The sequence below is a fragment of the Paenibacillus sp. L3-i20 genome, assembly GCF_022180385.2.
Lineage (GTDB): Bacteria > Bacillota > Bacilli > Paenibacillales > Paenibacillaceae > Pristimantibacillus.
The window spans coordinates 1,387,602-1,406,263 of sequence record NZ_BQME02000001.1 but is presented as its reverse complement, the minus strand read 5'-3'; the positions used below and the strand labels follow the sequence as shown (position 1 = coordinate 1,406,263).

General features: G+C 42.6%; 12 protein-coding genes. 10 read left to right on the top strand and 2 right to left on the bottom strand.

What is annotated here, in order from left to right:
* Positions 1 to 13 precede the first annotated feature (13 nt).
* Positions 14 to 436, top strand: a complete 423-nt coding sequence (locus tag MFF31_RS06735; RefSeq protein ID WP_238187297.1) for a DNA-directed RNA polymerase subunit beta — start codon at positions 14 to 16, stop codon at positions 434 to 436.
* An 88-nt stretch (positions 437 to 524) separates the two neighbouring features.
* Here MFF31_RS06735 and MFF31_RS06730 read toward each other — a convergent pair whose 3' ends face one another.
* Together MFF31_RS06730 and MFF31_RS06725 are read right to left on the bottom strand one after the other, a co-directional pair.
* Complete coding sequence (locus MFF31_RS06730; protein WP_238187296.1) at positions 525 to 1,982, bottom strand: MDR family MFS transporter; 1,458 nt, start codon at positions 1,980 to 1,982, stop codon at positions 525 to 527.
* Positions 1,983 to 2,030: 48 nt separating this feature from the next.
* A complete protein-coding gene (locus MFF31_RS06725) occupies positions 2,031 to 2,630 on the bottom strand; it encodes a TetR/AcrR family transcriptional regulator (protein WP_238187295.1) in 600 nt (199 codons plus the stop codon).
* A gap of 201 nt (positions 2,631 to 2,831) precedes the next feature.
* On the opposite strand from MFF31_RS06725, the gene pgsA reads away from it, so the two are divergent.
* From pgsA to MFF31_RS06680, 9 genes are all read left to right on the top strand, one after another.
* Positions 2,832 to 3,359: a CDP-diacylglycerol--glycerol-3-phosphate 3-phosphatidyltransferase gene (gene pgsA / locus MFF31_RS06720; protein ID WP_238187294.1), complete on the top strand. Its 528-nt coding sequence runs from the start codon at positions 2,832 to 2,834 to the stop codon at positions 3,357 to 3,359.
* Between the two features lie 152 nt (positions 3,360 to 3,511).
* On the top strand, positions 3,512 to 3,943 hold the full coding sequence (fabZ, locus tag MFF31_RS06715; RefSeq protein ID WP_238187293.1) for a 3-hydroxyacyl-ACP dehydratase FabZ: 432 nt from the start codon (positions 3,512 to 3,514) through the stop codon (positions 3,941 to 3,943).
* A 50-nt stretch (positions 3,944 to 3,993) separates the two neighbouring features.
* On the top strand, positions 3,994 to 5,712 hold the full coding sequence (locus MFF31_RS06710) for a phospho-sugar mutase (protein WP_238187292.1): 1,719 nt from the start codon (positions 3,994 to 3,996) through the stop codon (positions 5,710 to 5,712).
* A 29-nt stretch (positions 5,713 to 5,741) separates the two neighbouring features.
* The gene (locus tag MFF31_RS06705; protein ID WP_238187291.1) at positions 5,742 to 7,862 is read left to right on the top strand and encodes a DUF5693 family protein; all 2,121 of its coding nucleotides are present in this window, start codon (positions 5,742 to 5,744) and stop codon (positions 7,860 to 7,862) included.
* Positions 7,826 to 9,001, top strand: coding sequence for a polysaccharide pyruvyl transferase CsaB (gene csaB, locus MFF31_RS06700; protein WP_238187290.1), 1,176 nt, complete (start codon positions 7,826 to 7,828; stop codon positions 8,999 to 9,001). Before MFF31_RS06705 ends, csaB begins: the two co-directional genes overlap by 37 nt.
* 7 nt (positions 9,002 to 9,008) lie before the next feature.
* On the top strand, positions 9,009 to 9,767 hold the full coding sequence (locus MFF31_RS06695; protein WP_238187289.1) for a WecB/TagA/CpsF family glycosyltransferase: 759 nt from the start codon (positions 9,009 to 9,011) through the stop codon (positions 9,765 to 9,767).
* A 312-nt stretch (positions 9,768 to 10,079) separates the two neighbouring features.
* A complete protein-coding gene (locus tag MFF31_RS06690) occupies positions 10,080 to 11,210 on the top strand; it encodes a glycosyltransferase family 4 protein (RefSeq protein WP_238188508.1) in 1,131 nt (376 codons plus the stop codon).
* Positions 11,211 to 11,394: 184 nt separating this feature from the next.
* The gene (locus MFF31_RS06685; protein WP_248565415.1) at positions 11,395 to 15,219 is read left to right on the top strand and encodes an S-layer homology domain-containing protein; all 3,825 of its coding nucleotides are present in this window, start codon (positions 11,395 to 11,397) and stop codon (positions 15,217 to 15,219) included.
* 471 nt (positions 15,220 to 15,690) lie between these two features.
* Complete coding sequence (locus tag MFF31_RS06680; RefSeq protein WP_238187287.1) at positions 15,691 to 18,597, top strand: hypothetical protein; 2,907 nt, start codon at positions 15,691 to 15,693, stop codon at positions 18,595 to 18,597.
* Positions 18,598 to 18,662 lie beyond the last annotated feature (65 nt).

Here is an 18,662-nt window from a genome sequence, read left to right as displayed (position 1 = left end):
GAAGGTGATTGTTATGGCGGATGATCGAATGAATTCTGGTTGGAAAGAGTTCGATAATCAACCTAAAGAGGAAATCAATACCGAGGGGAAGAGGGACGCAGGTTCAATGAGCGGCCAACTTTCTCGTTCTCAGCGTCATGGAGGCAACGTCACGCAAGTGACGGGGAATAATGATCCGACTGGAAAAAGACCGGTAAAGGACACAACTTCTAAAAATGAATCATCCGATTGGGAAGAAAAAGAGCATAGATTTCCGACGTGGGTTAGGGTGATGTTTTGGGTGCTACGTAAGAGCATTGTGCCCATTATTATGCTGATCATGTTGCTTATAGGTCTGTATGTTGGGTATGTTGTTCTTGGTAAAGGTCCAAAGGGTGAGGTATTTGACTGGGCGACTTGGCGTCATCTGTATGATCTAGTATTTGCTGATTCGTAACGTAATGATTTTATTATATATTGAAGAGGCGCTGTGCCAGAAGTAGTTGTAGCTACTTTTGGCACAGCGCCTCTTTTTCGTTGTGGGTCTACTCTTTAGGAGCTACAGATCGTTTTATAAAGAAGGACATAACTAGTGCGATAATCGCAAATATCATTCCAACTGTAAAGGTGCTATTGATACCCACACTAACAGACTGTGCAATCTCAAGTTGTGAGGTTGGGTCTGCTGAATCGGTTAAGTAACGTTTTGAGCTGGATGACATGACACTCATGAAGAAGGCTATACCAAGGGCGCCGGATACTTGCTGTAACGTGTTCAAAATAGCAGAACCGTGCGGGTAGTAGCGTGGTGGAAGCTGGTTCAGCGCATTCGTTTGTGCTGGCATCATAATCATAGACATTGCAACACTCATTGTACAATGGAGCAAAATGAGAGTGGAAGTAGTTGTATCTAGCGAGATCTTAGTAAAGAACCACATGACAGCAACTAGTATAGCAGCACCTGGTATGACGAGTGCTCTTGGTCCAAATTTGTCGAATAGTTTACCTGTTACTGGAGATAAAAAACCTTGCAATATTCCACCAGGCAACAAAACAAGTCCAGCTGCAGCAGCTGTCATGAGTAAACCTTGCTGCATGAGAATAGGGAGCAACATTAGAGTAGAGAACATCGCCATCATTACAATAATAATCAGTACGGTTCCGAATGAGAACATTGGTGATTTGAAGGCTCGCAAATCCAATATCGGAGATTTAGAAACAAGCTGTCTCCAGATGAATAGTAATAAAGCTACGGTGCCCGCAATGACTGTTAAGTAAACACGTGGATTGGACCAGCCGCCATGTCCTTCACCGAGGCTGCTGAAGCCAAAGACGATGCCGCCGAAAGCGATAGTCGAGAGCAGAATCGATAGCACATCTACTTTAGGCTTGGTTACAGTCGTTACGTTTTTGAGGTACACAAAAGCAAAGAGGATGGAGAAGATAGCAAAAGGAAGCACTAGGTAAAATAGCCATCTCCAATGGAAAGATTCTAATATGAGACCGGATAATGTAGGACCGATAGCTGGTGCAAACATAATAACGAGCCCCAAGCTGCCCATCGCAGCTCCTCGCTTCTCAGGAGGATAAAGAACAAGTATTGTATTCATCATTACAGGTAGCATGAGACCAGTTCCTAATGCTTGAATGACACGTCCGATGAGAAGCATAGAAAATCCGGGTGACAATGCACAGACTAGCGTTCCAATAGAAAACAGCGTCATTGCGCCAATGAACATTTGACGAGTTGTAAACCATTGTACAAGCAGAGCGGTAACCGGTATAAGAATACCCACAACGAGCATATAGCTCGTAGAGAGCCATTGTATAGTCGTATAAGTAACGTTCAGATCATTCATAAGCTCGACGAAGGCGATGTTTAGCAATGTTTCGTTAAGAATAGCGAAAAATGCACCAATGATTAATGCAATTAAGATAGGTAGTCGTTTAATATTTCCGAGATCTTTTGATGTAGTGTCCATAGTTGCTGAGGATGGGTTCATTCCATATGCCTCCCTATCTTTTTGTATAGATGTTTTCTGTAGTATTCGTTATCTTTCTGCTGATATTCCTTTGAAAAAGGTATCTAATGCTGTGCGGTATAACAGGAGTGATTCTTCTAAGTTCATTTGTTGAGTAGACTCGTATAATCCTCGGAACAAGGATTCGAAAACTTGGCTAAGAAGTGCTGGATTTCCTGATTTGAACTCTCCTGAATCCATTCCTTCTTGCAAAATTCCAGTGTAAAACAACCGTTTTTCTTCAAAGCGGGCATTTAGCTTTTCCGTCGCCTCCCCATCTTTTCCTAAATTGTCGTCTACAAACTCCTTCATTGCTCGATTGAGCGGGTGATGAAGATTGCGTTTCAAGGAGATATCAATCATGTTGTAAAGCAAATCTGTTATCGTGTTATACTGACTCCTTTGCTCATTCCAAAGGGTTCTCCACTCAGCTTCACTTTGCTCCAGCAAGGAGAAGATTAGCCCCTCTTTGCTTTTGAAGTGATAGTAGATATTCGCTTTGCTCGTACCTGTTAAAGTAGCAATGTCTTCAATAGAGGCAGCGTGATATCCCTTGGACGAGAATAGGGTGTTGGCGGCTTCCAAAATGTTTGCTTTCGTTTCAATGCTTTTGATTTGTTTTTTGTTCAAATATAAACTCCTATTGTGGTTAAACCACTGTATTTTTTATATACTGACCGATCAGTCAGTATATTATCATAGATTTTTATAATTGGCAATTGATACTTCATTCTGCCCGCAGGGGTGTTAGTTTCCATTTTTGATTAGGTGGTTTATAATAGTTGGGAACGATGGTGGAACATTCCGGAGGACCTGGAGGAGTGTGAACGATTGAATTTACCTAATTTATTGACAATATTAAGGTTTATATTGATTCCGGTCTATGTTGGTATATTCGTTAGCGGACATATGATCCCGGCTTTTTTGATCGTTGTTGCTGCTGGAGTGACGGATATACTAGATGGTTATATTGCTCGCAGATATGGTCAAGTAACGACTGTTGGTGAGATGTTGGATCCGCTCGCGGACAAGCTGATGTTGATTACCATTATTTTATCGTTGCTGTTGTCTGGCCATATTTCCTGGTGGGCTGCTGGGGCTATGTTTTTACGTGATTTGGGTATGATAACAGGGGGATTATTGACCCATTTTCGTAAGAAGAAAAACGTTCCGGCTAATTGGATGGGGAAACTTACGACAGTCATGTTTTATGTAGCCATTATGTTTATTTTCTTTGAAGCATCTTTTGCACATCTATACTTATGGGTGGTCATCGCATTTTCGTTCCTAACTACTTTTGTATACATGATCTCTTATAAGTCACTGAATGCAGAAAGTACGCCGCCAGGACATGTCTAATATGCAAAAAGAGGCCTGACTAGGGACACTTCTGATCCGCTAGCCAAGCCCCCTTATCTTAACCTTCGCAAACTGCAGTTTTATGAAGGATAATTATAGTTTCGCTTAATTGGCGCTGTTTTATACTATGAATTGTTGAGGAGAGTTTATTTATGATGGATATTAATGAAATTCAAGAAATTATACCGCATCGCCCGCCGTTTTTGTTGATTGACCGTATTTTGGAAGTTGAGCCAGGCGTTCGTGCAGTTGGTCTGAAAAATGTAACGATGAACGAGCCGTTTTTTGTAGGACACTTCCCAGGGTATCCCGTAATGCCTGGTGTTCTTATCGTAGAAGCATTGGCTCAAGTCGGCACTGTTGCGATGTTGATGGTGGAGGCTAATCGTGGCAAGCTTGGGTTCTTCGCTGGCATTGACGGTTTCCGATTCCGCGATCAAGTAAAGCCGGGAGATACACTTATTCTGGAAGTTGAGATTACACGTTTGAAAGGCCCTATCGGTAAAGGAAAGGCTACTGCCAAAGTAGGCGACAAAGTTGTTGCCGAAGGTGAATTAATGTTCGCATTATCTGCACGTACTTAATAGCTTTTTCCATTATATAATTTTTTATTAGGAAGAGGGGTTTTTGTAGGGTGAGTGAGCTATCTACTGAATCGATCCGGGCTCGTTATGAGGGCTGGTTGAATGATCCATTAATCGATGAGGCCACAAAGGAAGAGCTTCGCGGTATTTCGTCTGAGGAAAAAGAGATTGTTGATCGTTTCTATCGTGAGCTGGAGTTTGGAACTGGTGGATTGAGAGGCGTCATGGGTGCTGGTACAAATCGATTAAACGCTTATACGGTAGGGAAAGTTACACAAGGGCTTGCTAACTGGTTGTTGTCCAAAGATTCGGCTCACAACCCTTCTGTCGTAATCGCTCATGATTCACGCAATTTCTCACCGGAATTTGCGCTCGATTCAGCGTTAGTGTTAGCTGGAAATGGCATCAAAACTTATTTGTACAAGGGGCTTAGATCGACTCCGCAATTGTCTTTTGCCGTTCGTACATTAGGTGCATCAAGCGGGATCGTCATTACAGCTAGTCATAACCCGCCTGAATACAATGGTTATAAAGCCTATGGCCCGGATGGTTGCCAGCTTATTCCTGAAGATGCGGAGCAAGTCATTTCCGCTATTAGTAACATAGCGGGATTTGATGAGGTTAAACGTATTTCCCGCGATGACGCTGAGTCACAAGGTTTACTAGTATGGCTGGACGAGGCAGCAGACCGTGCATATATCGATACAGTTGTATCCCAGAGTTTGAATGCGGATCTACTTAAGGGCGATTTAGGAGATTCCTTTAAAGTCGTATTCACGCCACTCCATGGAACGGGTAATATGCCAGTCCGCGAGGTGTTGAAACAGGCAGGATTCCGCAACGTGCATACGGTTGAGGAGCAAGAGCAGCCAGATGGTTATTTCAGCACAGTTGTTTCACCAAATCCGGAGGAGAGAGAAGCGTTCACGCTTGCGATTGAGCTAGCAAAGAAAGTGAATGCGGACATCATAATCGGTACCGACCCGGATGCAGATCGAATGGGTGCAGTAGTGAAAAACAATACAGGTGATTACGTTGTACTCACGGGTAACCAATCAGGTGCGCTAATGGTGCACTATAAGCTCAGCATGCTAAAGGAGCGAGGTTTGCTGCCTGCTAACGGCATTGTTATTAAAACAATTGTAACGAGTGAGATGGGAGCCGATATCGCACGTGCTCACGGTGTTACTGTCGAAAATACATTAACAGGATTTAAATATATTGGTGAGAAGATGACTCGGTACGAGGAGACAGGCGAGCATTCCTTCTTGTTCGGGTACGAAGAAAGCTACGGTTATTTAACTGGTACGTATGCAAGAGACAAGGATGCTGTTGTTGCGGCGTTGCTAATTAGCGAAGCTGCGGCATACTATAGCAGCCAAGGTAAAACAATTTACGATATTTTGCAACAATTGTATGTAGAATATGGTTTCTATTTAGAGGGGCTGGAATCTCGCACACTTAAAGGTTTTGACGGGGTACAGCAGATTCAAGGTATTATGAATGATTGGCGGAGCAATCCACCTTCTGAGATTGGTGGAGTGAAAATTACAGAGGTGCTGGATTACAGCATTGGTCTAAGCGGACTTCGCCCGGAAAATGTATTGAAATATATTTGTGAGGATGGATCATGGTTCTGCCTTCGTCCTTCCGGCACGGAGCCGAAGATTAAGGTTTATTTTGCCGTGAAACAACAATCTCATAAAGCTTCGACAGACGCGCTGCAATCTATGATATCGGCGGTTATGTCACTTGTTGATCGTACATAAAAGATGAAAGCTTGGAATGGAGGATTTATTTGTTAATTCGATGGCAGCGTTGGAATAGACAAGCGAAAGTTTGTCTTTGGGTTATTACGTTAATCGGTGTTCTTGCGGCATTGCCGCTAGGCGTTCAAAGAATGACGATGGAGAAATCTTCGAACAACATCGAATACGTGTTTGATTATCGGGATCTTGTTGAAGTTTCTGAGCTACAGTCGAGTCCGCAGCAATTTCTGGATAAGCAGCTTAAGCTGCTAAAAGATTCGGGCGTTACAACGATGGCTGTCTACGAGAGTTCTCTCAGAGAACTGATGCAAGCGGGACGTCTGACGTACTATAACGAAAAAGATGCAGCACTTTTGCAAGGGAAGTTGCCTGATAAACGTTCCAATAACACGTACATTTTGTTCCATGGTGCAGAGGAATATGAGCGTATTGCGCCTATCGTGCGTGATGCATACGATCGAATGGGTGTTGCTCATCGCGAGTGGTCGTACCAAGATCGTAAGGGTATGATTATCGAGCAGTCTCTAAGTGCAGCGATCCTTAAGACGATGGATTTCGACCCAATGTCGCTTGAAGCCATTAAGAACGCGGGCTTCCGTATTTTGCCTCGTTTCTCTGATCGTGTAGTACCATTTGATGGAGTTAGAACAGATGCGCAGCTCGCACGTCTGAAGGAATATGGTGTTACAAGATTGTTGTTTGACGGTGATCAAGCAAAGGGAACAGCTAATCAATCAGATTTACAAAGTTTGGACAGCTTTGGTGCGTTATTAAATAAATATGATATTGGCTTAACAACAATCGAAAATTTAAAAGAACCTCAAAAAGGTATAAATAAATTAGCTTATTTGACTAATTATAATGTAGCAAGGCTATATTCCCTTTCAGCAGAAGATAGCGAGAAGATGACACAAGCAGGTATTGCTGATCGTTTCTTATTAGCTGCGAAGGATCGGAATATCCGGATGTTTTTCTTAAATACTCAATTACTTGCGAGTACAGATACAGGACTGTTAACTAACTCCATTGAAAAGCTTGCTTTTGCTATGGGTGGGGAAAACGGAGTTGTATCTAAGCTTACTGAAGGTGGCTTCCCTTCTGGTGAAGTTAAGCCGTTTGTATCCGAAAATGCTTCTTGGGAAAAGCCGCTTCGCGGTATTGTAGCACTTGGTGCTATCGCACTTATTACATTGCTCGTAGCGGCATTTATACCGCATGTAGCTCTACTAGTGTTTGCAATTGGACTAGTCGGTTCTGCCGGCTTGTATGTGCTTAACAGTTCACTCATGGAGCAGGCGCTAGCACTTGGTGCTGCTGTGAGTGCCCCAACTTTAGGGATTATTTGGGTCATGAATCGCATTTACTCCCGAACGATTGGGGAACGCCGTATGGTTGGCGGCGACCAGTGGAATGTTGGCGGTGCTACACTTGAGCAAGAAGGCAGCACACAGTGGATATTCCCGAATGTATCTATCGGACGTCGTATCGGTATTACACTTAACTGGTTTATTGTAGCAACTTGTATTACTTTTATAGCCGTACCTCTTGTATTTGGCTTGCTAAACAATATTACGTATAGCCTTGTATTAGAACAATTCCGCGGAGTAAGCGTGCTTCATCTTGCACCAATTTTACTTGTCGCGATCTATGTATTCCTTTATGAGGGCAGCGATGGTCGTGGTGTTATTGGAAGAGCTATCAGGCTTTTGAAGCAGCCAATTACACTGCTATGGGTTCTAGCAGTAGCGGTACTGGGAGCAGTTGGGTACTATTACTTGTCCCGTACAGGCAACACTGGGCAAGTATCAGGGATTGAGCTTCTTATTCGAAACTGGCTGGAATCGACGGTTGGTGTTCGTCCGCGCTTTAAAGAATTTATGTTAGGACATCCACCGCTTATACTTGGCTTGTTCCTTGCGATTCGTTATCGCGCAGCGTGGGTACTCATTATCGTTGGTACTCTCGGACAATTGACTATGGTAAGTACATTCACGCATATTCATACTCCGCTTTACATTTCTATTATCCGTGTGCTGCTGGGTCTTGGCATAGGACTTGTTATCGGAGCAATCTTCATTGGTGCTTGGATTGTGTTGGAAGGAGCTTGGCGTAAATGGGTTTTACCGAACATAAGGAAATATTCCGCTTAGCGATTTCTGGCTACTACGGCTTTCGAAATAGCGGCGATGAAGCGGTACTGCGTTCAATATTGCTCGCTCTTGAAGATGAGGGAGCTTCGCAAGGTGTGAAAATTCAGCCGATTGTTTTGAGTGCTGATCCTGCTTGGACAACTTCGATGTACAGCGTAGAATCGGTACATCGGATGCGTCCTGCTGAGGTGCTTCGAGCACTGCGAGGCAGCGATGGATTGATCAGCGGCGGTGGAAGCCTGCTGCAAGATGCAACGAGTGCAAAGACGATTCCGTATTATACGGGAGTTATGAAGCTGGCCCAATTGCTCGGCAAGCCAACCTTCGCTTATTCGCAAGGCATCGGTCCAGTTAATCGTCGCTTCATGGACCCTTTGATCCGTGGCGTGATGCGCGGGAGCAAATATGTGTCTGTGCGTGATGCGGAATCCGCCGCCCTTCTTGGGCGGATGGGCGTGGATGCGAACCGGATCGATATCGTTCCCGATCCGGTTATGGGCCTGCCGCTGCCAGATGAAATGGCAGCTAATGTGCGAAGCGGCGAGCTAGGCGCCGCCGCTTCTGTCAGCGCTGGTCATACGCCGCCGATTGTCGGCGTATCACTGCGCAGCTGGCGCGCGGACGGCGCCGATATGGCGCGCGCCGCAGAGGCGCTAGTCGCGCTGTCGAAGCGCAGGCCGGTTCGGCTGCGCTTCCTGCCGTTCCACACGCCCTCCGACCGAGTAACGTCGGAGGCAGTGATGGAACGGCTAAGCGGCAAACTCGGCGTAGGAAGTTCCGCCGAGCTTGCCGCCCCTGGCGATGACCCGCAGCGCATGCTGCTTGAGGTCAGCCAGTGTGATGCTTTGTTCGGCATGCGCCTTCACGCGCTCATCTATGCAGCCAATCGCCATGTACCTATGCTCGGCTTGTCTTACGACCCCAAAATCGATCAATTTCTCAATCGATTAGGAATGAAGGCAATCGGCTCGACAGAGGTGCTGGATGCGGAAGCTTTCGCAGATGCAGCCTGCGCTTTGCTCGACTCACCTGATGTTTGGCGAGCACAGCATTGTGAAGTAATTGATCAATTAAAAGGGCAAGCCAAAAAACCTGCGCAACAAATTATACAATTGTTGCGTCAATATAAGTCGAGGTGATTTCCTCATGTCGAAACAACTACCAACCGTGCCGATCTTTGGCATACCGTTCTCGAAACTAGGCATGGACGAGACGGTAACATATATTACAACGGCTATTGAGGAAGGGCGTCAAACGCATGTCATAACGGCTAATCCGATTATGGTAATGGCGGCTTTGAACAACCCTGAATTTGCTAACGTTATGAATAAAGCTGATATCATCGTACCGGATGGTGCGGGAGTCGTATGGGCTGCTAATTATGTAGGGGAACCCGTGTCAGAGCGTGTCGCTGGCTTTGATCTCATGCACCGACTAATGGAGCAAGGGGAGAAGCATAAGTGGACGGCATATCTGCTTGGTACTTCTCAAGAGATTATCGAAGCAGCAGCCGAGAAACTGCAACTTCAATATCCGCAGGTTCGAATTGTAGGCTACCGAAACGGATTTTTTGGACCTGATGAAGATGCTGTGATCGTCGATGAAATTAGTAAGCTTCGTCCCAATCTTTTGTTCATTGCTCGCGGAATGGAGAAGGAAGGTTGGACAATCCAATATAAGGAACGTCTTGGCGCATCCTTTATGATGGGTGTGGGGGGAAGCTTTGATATTGTTTCTGGTCAGTTAAAGCGCGCTCCTGTTGTGTTCCAGAAACTTCGTATCGAATGGCTGTATCGTCTGCTTCAGGAACCAAAACGGTACAAAAGAATGCTTGATTTGCCGAAATTCGTAGTGAAAGTGGTTCGTAACAAAGAAAACGTGACAAAAACTCGTCCTTTAGCGTAAAAATGTCGATTTTTTCAAGGAAAATGGATGAAAACGGGGTTGGTGTTTCTTTTTCGATCGGAGTATAATTCACTTCGGTAGCTAACGGAATGAGCAATGCGTGATTTTCAAAATATAAGGGTATATAAGTCTAAGGGCTTATAGGTGCTTATATTTCATCGCGAAACGTACGTTGGGCCCCCGAAGATGCCGGGATTCATCCGTTTACACTAGATCGCATAAGCAAACGTTTCGATGTGAAATATAAGCAGAGTATAGCTCTAATGTAATGACTGCTTGTGTTTTCAGAAAAGGAGAGTAGTACGCATGCCAATAGTTTTATTGTATGCCATTGGATTTATAATCGCTCTTGTATTAGCACTTTTAATGACACCACTTGTGAGGAAATTTGCTTTCAAGGTTGGTGCAATAGATAAACCGAACCACCGGAAGGTACATACGCGTATAATGCCGCGTCTCGGAGGTCTTGCTATTTATATCGCATTTGTAGGGGCATTTTTGTTGGTTTCGCCATTCATTCCGGATGGACTGTTGCGTCCAAGAGATGTCAATATGATCAACGCTCTACTTGTCGGCGGTACAATAATTATTATTATCGGTGCACTTGACGACCGTTTCGAGTTGTCTGCGAAGATTAAGCTTTTAGGTCAAATTGCTGCGGCTTGCGTAGTCGTTTTCGGTTTCGAAGTGCGAATTGATTTGGTCAATATCCCATTTGGTGAGACGATGCAGCCGATTGCAAGCTGGATCGGTATTCCAATCACGATTTTGTGGATTGTAGGCGTGACAAATGCAATTAATCTTATTGATGGTTTAGATGGATTGGCAGCAGGTGTGTCCGGCATTGCAATCTCAACGATCGTTGTAATGGCATCACTTATGGGCTTCCAGCCAGTTATTCTACTCGGTACATTGCTGCTCGGCGGTATTGTAGGTTTCCTTGTGTTTAACTTTCATCCGGCCAAGATCTTTATGGGCGATTCAGGCTCCTTATTCCTTGGCTTTAGCTTAGCAACATTGTCTATGCTTGGTTTCAAGCAAGTGACGTTAGTATCATTCGTAATACCTTTGTTGATTATCGGTGTGCCGCTTTCTGATACATTCTTTGCAATCGTGCGTCGGTGGGTCAATAAAAAACCAATCTTCGCACCGGACAAAGATCATCTGCATCACCGTCTGCAAGATTTAGGCTACAGCCACCGTCGTACAGTTTTAATTATTTGGGGCGTAGCAGCAATATTCGGCGTGTTAGCTATTATTCAATCAGCTGTTGTGCAATCGAGCGCAGCCAATTGGATTACCTTTGGTGTAATCTGTCTGCTCCTATTCTTCCTGCAAATTGGAGCTGAACTGATCGGCATCGTCGATAAGACGCGCCGCCCACTCATTAATTTCTTAGCGAGACTTGCGAAAGTAGATACACAACAGTCACGCGGCAAGTAACGGACTTATTTTACAAAGAGGCCCTGTATCCATTATGGATGCGGGGCTTTTATTCGTTCTGCAATTTTCCAATCCTACTAAACTTATCCCATCTAATGACCGATAAATAGATATAGATTACTCTAGTTCAGATGTCTTAATAGCTTGTTCGTGCAAGCGAGAAGAGAAAGACGCGCAAGGAGGAGTGTATATTTTTAAGAAACAATCCAAGAAGCAAGTAGGAACCTACCTTCATGATCAAAGAATTAATCAATATCAGTCATCCAAACAAAAAGGAGATCATACTTTGAAGAAGCTCATTTCGACAATACTTTCGATTGCACTAATTGTCACAATGTTACCGCTAACCGCTGGTACACAAGTTGCTAAGGCAGCCTCACAATTTTTTACGTTCGCAGATTTTAGTACAGTAGCGACATCCCCAACAACTGTTAACTCCAACAGAGTGAACTTGGCTGGTACGTTCTCAGATGTGTCAGCACAATCGATCACGTATTCCGTTCAACGTATGGTGAATGGCAAGCCAGTAGGCGAGCCTTCGAATGGAAGCGCGGCACCATTAGTGACAAGCAACAATTTTTTATTTACTTCTATTGAACTTTTTGAAGGTTTGAATGAAATTACAGTAAGCGGTATTAGCAACAATAATAGCGGTATCGTTAAAGCAACTAGTTATGTTGCATTCAACAATGTACCAGTTATTACGGATATTGAGCTTGCTGGTGGAATTAAGTTGCGTGAAGGGATTGAAGAAGTGGTTTCTATCCAGAAACCGACTATTTTAATTAAAGCTGCGAATGCAACTGAAGTATCGATTAATGGTTCGATTGCTTTTAACGGAGCTGGTGGAACATACATCCACTCAGGCCTTTCCTTGGCGATCGGATTGAATACGATTGATATCGTAGCAAGGAACGCGGGCAAATCCTATACGGTTACTCGCAAAATTATTTATTTCCCGAGCAATGCAGCGACTGCACACAATGTAACGGCTGTAGGACCTGCGCCTGCGAATAATGCCATTCAACTGGATACAAGAGGTATCATTGAACCATTTTCTAATCACACATTAAAAGGTAAGTTGGTCGTACGTTTGCCTAATGCTGGTGAAGTAGATGGAGTACCGCAAATATCGCTAGAGTTTAATAAAGATTCGGGAACTACTCCCGTTGTTATACCGGCTAACCAGGTTACAGTCACTCAAGTAAGACAGACTGCTACATTCAGAGAGTATTCTTTTTCGACGACAAGTACGGTTTCGACCACTGGCAACGGTCTTTATTCACTTAAAGTTAATACGAATTACTTAGGGCAAAATTATAGTCCTCTTATTCCATTTACAGTACGAGACAGTAACTCCCCTTACATTAGTGATGTTCGTCAAATGTATAGTGTTCTAGGCGGGGAAGGGGCTCCTGACTCATTAGTTACGTATGCATCAGATACAAAATTCTCTAATAATTCCACAGTTTATCAAATGCCGTTTTGGCTTGTACTTGATGCTAACAATTTTAATTTAGACGCTGGTGGTACGACGAAAATATCCGCTCGTTTGAACAATGTGCCGATTACAGGCTCCTCATTCAAATATACGCCATTTACAACGATGGCGGGCAGCATTAAGCGCCAAGTGTATCGAATTGAGGCATTGCCAGAAGGAGAAATTACATTAGAGTTCACGGTTAAAGTGGGTACTAATGAATTTACGGAAACGCGAACATTCATCAATTCACCAATCTCATCAATTCAATTATCCAATGTGTACGATGGACAAATCTTCTACAATGATGGAAGTCCTCTTACTCAACTTAATGGTAGGCTTGTAAACTTTAACTTGCCCAATGATTTGAATTCTCTTGAGTTTACGATGAATGGGCGTACAGTTAAGATGGGATTGACTGCTACGACAGGCGTGCCTACGCTCGGTCAAATAAATACAATTACAGGTGAGTTCGTCTATGCATTGCCTGGGCAACTAACGTTTGGTTCAAACGAAATTGGTATATCTGGTAGGGCGAACGGTATTCAGGTCTCTTCTAGACTTATGTTGTATTACTTCTCAAAGACACAACCTGCAATTACATTGATTGAGCCCGTGCCGTATCTGAAGGATCCTCGTTATGATTCTTTAAATGAAAGATTTATGACGGATAGTGTGTCAAAGAAGTTTAAACAAATTACACCTACTAGCTATACGACAACAGAAAAGAAAGTAGACTTAATTTTTACTGCATCAAACTTGCAAAACTTATTAATTAAAATAGACGGCAAAGATTTGTTGGCAACGTCAGTGGATAACAACAATAATATTATCCTTACTCCAGATCAGCAAAATGTTCTCTACGCTGAAAGAAATGATGGAGCTAACAAAGAGTATAAGCTGCGCCTCTTTGGATTGAACCTGCCTGAATCTGGTCCAATGAGTGTTACGATTTCCGCTAAGGTGGGATCAGAAAGCTTCACTCAAACCGTTACGATTTCCAGAGAAATAGCGCCTTTTCAGATCTTATCGCCAATGCTGCCACAGGAGAAAGTAGTTAACCAAAACTTCCTCAATGTAAGTATTCGAGCTGAAGGCGCGGATCGCATTCTAATAGGTAAAACTGAGATGGTTAAAAAAGCGTCCGAAGACCTGTTCCGCTATCAAGTGAAGAACTTGAAGGCAGGGAACAACACAATTAAATTTACGGTTTATAGAGGTACAGAAAAGTTAGATGGTCAGTTCTCTGTAAACTATGCTGCCGACAACACGGTAGGCGCGCAGTACAAAACACTACTATCAGGTTCAGGTAAAATATCTGCCTTCAAAGGTGAAATAGCAATGGCCTTCCCGAAAAACACATTCCTTCGTCAAGCAAATATTAATCCGGGACAGCCAATTGAGAACCCTGATTTATTTGATTCACAGGAAATTTTGTTCGGAATTGCAGATCGTAAAGACGGCAGAAGTGTAAAAATATATAACGATGTTTCTGATAACCAAGCTGGTGTTGCACAAGATGGTACATTCAAGACAGTAAGCTACGATGAAATTGGTGCAGCTGTTATTACACCACTCCTGCACTTTGGATATGCTTCCAATCTGTTCTGGGTTGATCCAGGCTACAAAACAGGTACTTATATGGAAGGATATCAATTTAAGAAGGGCTCACATCCTTACGAAACCGGCAATCACTTCTTTTCAAGATCGCTTGATAAGTGGTTGGAGCCTTCTAATAAAGGAACGATAACGTTGAAATATGACGCTTCTATCCGTGACATTATGTCCAACACGCTTAGCATTTGGCGTTACTATAATGGTATTTGGACTAATGTAGGTGGAGTTATCAATACACAAAAAAATACGATCACAGCTCCAATTGATGGATTTGGTTTCTATGCAGTCAAGATGATGAGATTCAGCTACCCTGATGTCATTGGGCATGCCTATGCGCGTAACTCGATAGAGCTCATGTACGCTAGAGGAATGATGAGCAATAAGGATTTCAATGAATTTGGCGTGTATGACAACATTACACGTGGAGAGTTTGCACAACTGCTAGTTAAGATGTTCCAAATTCCACTTGATTACGATAACAATATGACCTTTACAGATGTACCGCCGATCCCTGGTTTAAGTAATCTATGGGATTATCGTTATATTGAAACAGCAGCAAGAAAAGGGATAATTCGTGGAAGCGGGGCACAAGTGTTTTTGCCAAACGAGAATCTGACTCGTGAAGAAGCGGCTGTTATGATCGCTAGAGCGGGCGAGCTATTAAAAAATTCAGGCGATAATTTCGAAAAGGATAGAGCAACTTTGCAGAAAAAGTTTACCGATGCTAACGTCATGGAAAACTATTCGCTTGCTTCTATAATAGCTATTACAAATGCAAAATTCATAGAAGGCTTGCCCAATACACAACTTGAAGGGAAGCCGACGTTCAGATTTGATCCGAAGTCTCCGCTAAAGCGTGCGGATGCGGCTATTATCGCAGAACGTGTAATGCGTAAGAAGAAGTTTATCTAGCTGGTCGTTCCGTTTTAATGAGGAGCTGCTTAATGCGGCTCCTTTTCATTCATTCATTAATAGGTGTAACATTATCCATGGAAAATGTTTAGCATCGACTTCACGTATAAATACAGGATATACTTAGAAAGTTCCAGTGAAAATCGAGGAATTAAAAAATCCTCAGAAACTTTTTCGAAACATAACGCAACTTTTCTCTCCAACATACGTTTAAATACATGACGTTATCAACAAGCGGGCATTACATTACCGAAAAACATGGAAAAAGAGAAGCGAATGGAATGAATTCTCAACTTCCTCTTTACGGTAAGGGTAGCCCATTGTATAATGTTATAGTGATGCAGCTAATCTAGCATCTATTCTTTCATGGTTTACAAGTTTCTACTACATGAGATTACATAGGGTTGATCATGTGTGTAGACATCATTTATACAAATTACTGCTCTACTCTGGGAAGGGGGTGAATCGGCTATGAGGGAAACGAGCTATTTATTATCCAAACAAAACTCTCAACAACCGAAGCAATTTAGAGGAGGAGAAAAAAAGGTTATGAAGAAAAGTTTATCCTTGTTAGTTGCGATTGCAATGGTATTTTCCATGTTCGCAACTGTTGTATCTGCAGCAGAAGAAACAAAATCTGCTGGTGAATTCCTGAAAGAACTAGGTGTTATCAAAGGTAATGCAGAGGGCGATCTTAAAGAAGATCAAACTTGGAAACGTCAAGATATCATCGTTCTATTGTCCCGTCTTCTTGGTAAAGAAGAAGTTGCAAAAGCAACTAAAAAATCCCACACTTTCACTGACGTAACTGACAAAGGTTACGACGGTTACATCTCTTGGGCAGTTGAAAACAAACTGACTGAGGGTAAAGGCAACAACAAGTTCGGTTTCGGAAGCGAACTTAAGAACCAAGAGTTCTTCGCATTCGTAATTCGCGCTTTCGGTGCAGAAGTAGCTTATGCTGACATTCCTGCAGCTGCAATCAAATACGGTTTTGCAACTGACAAAACTGACATGGCTGGTATTCCACTTCGTGGCGCTACTTACGATGTAATCGTAACAGCACTTAACACTGAAGTTCCAGGCAAAGGTCAAACTCTAGGTGAGGTTCTTGGCCTTATCGTTTCAAAAGAAGTTACAGCTTCTGTAACTCAAACTGGTGTTAAACAAGCAACAGTACAATTCAACAAAGCTGTTGACACTACAAAAGTTAAGTTCGTAGTTAAAAACGGTATTGCTACTCGTGATGTAGTGAAAACTACTTTCGCTGAAGACAAGAAATCCGTTGTTTTGGATCTTGCTTCCAAATTGTTGAAAGGTGATTCCACTGTTACTGTTACAGGCGCTAACGAAAAAGAAATCGTTGCTAAGTTTGAAACAGCTGATGAGAAAATCACTGAAATTCAATTCACTAACGATAAAGTAGCACTAGTTGCTGGTAACGACTACAAAAAAGTAGCAGTTGGTTACAAAGTTGTTAACCAATTCAACGAAAATGTAACAAAAACTGCTGGTGGAAGCCTTTCTTTCCAAGTAGGTAAAGCTGGTACTACTGCTTCTCATTCTGCAAAAGATGGTATTGTTACATTGACTAGCACTGGAACTTTTGTTCTTGGTGAGTCTGTATATGTAAGTGCAATTCTAAACCTTAACACTTATGGCGTAACTGCAACAAAAACATTTACTGTTGGTCCAGAAGCTATGGTTGACAGCGTAGATGTATTGTCTGTATACCATGCTACTAACAAAGAATTGATGACTAACTCTGCATTTGCTGATTTCTACCTTCTTGTAGATGCTAAAGATCAATACGGCAATGCTGTAACGCTTGCACAATTCAAAGCTGGTGTATTTGCAGTAGCTAACAACGCATCTTTGTTCACAGTTAACAAAGATCACGCAGTATCTGGTGTAGGTCCGAATAACGACAAAATCGGTATTCCACTTACAGCACCTGCAACTGGCGTTCTAACTTTCGATGGAACAAACACTGTACGTGTAACGACGTTGTTTGGTCAAAAGTCTGATTCCCTTGATGTAGTAGTTAAGAAAGCATCTGTTCTTACTAACTTCACTTTGGAGCAACCAGAAGCAGTTTCCATTAACAAAACTGTAAAAATTCCTTTCACAGCACTTGACCAAAACGGTAATGCAGTGAAAAAATATAGCGAAATCAATGGTAAAATCACATTGTACGCTAGCAATGGTAACGATAAAATTTCTTTGAAACAAAACTACAGCACTAAAGAAGCTTACATCGAGTGGGTTGCTCCATCTGTTGAAGGTGCAAACTTCGTTGGCGCTACTGTTGTTGGTACTCCAAACAACTCCCAACTACAAATCAATGTTGTTGCAGCTGGTAACCCAGAAGCAGTAGTTGGTCTAAAAGATATCGGTACTAACGTTCACGTTGGTGGAACTGTTAAGATCGAAGCAAAACATATCATTGTTAAAGATCAATTTGGTCGCGACGTGAAACTTAATGACGTTATTTCTACTCACAAAGTTGTAATTTCTGCTGCTGACGGTACTGCTAACGTACTTGGTGGTTTTGGCGAAATTACTACTAAAGACGGCTTTATTACTTTGACTGGAACTGCAAAAGGTAATGAGCGTATCAAGCTTTCATTGGTTAAGCTTGCAGCTGGTACTGTTGCAGAAGCTGTAATCTCTGAATACGATGGTCATGTAATTGCTGTAATCGACAATGATTCTATCGAATCATATGAAGTTACAACATCTGCAAAAATCAGCAAACAAACTGCTGATAGCCATAACGTTGCTGTTGAAGTTAAAGGTAAACGTACAGATGGATCAACTGTTACACTTCCTACAAGTGCGTACACTGTAACTCCAGCTACTGCTGGTTTGAAATATGACGGTGCTAAACTTAATGCTGGAGATGTAGTTGTTGGCAACGACGGTACTGCAAAAGCTAAGTATGTTGTATTTGTTACAGCTACTTCAACATCATTGGAAAAAGAAATCATTGTTACAAATGAAGCTCTAATTCCTACTACAATCGAACAACAAAACTACAGCGAAAATGGTACAGTTGTACTTACTGCTGAAGATCTAGTTGTTAAAGGCGACAAAGCTAAAGTTAATGTTGCAACTGTATTTAATACACTAAAAATCAAAGATCAGTTCGGAGTTGAAATGAACTCAGTTACTGCTGGCGAATTTACAGCTAGTATCTCTGATCTTGACGATGTAGCAAAAGGTACTGGTTCACTTCTTCTAGAAGTTGTTAACCAAGGTGGAGTTGTTGGATCCGCTGCAGTTAATAACATTGAAGCTGGTGACAGCTACTCTGTTACATTTACTTCTAAACTAAGTGGTAAACCATACAAAGTTAAAGTAGTTGCTACTTCATAGTAGTTAATTACAACTTGGTTTCCAAAAAAGAGCCTTCCGATTATTTCGGAAGGCTCTTTTTCTTT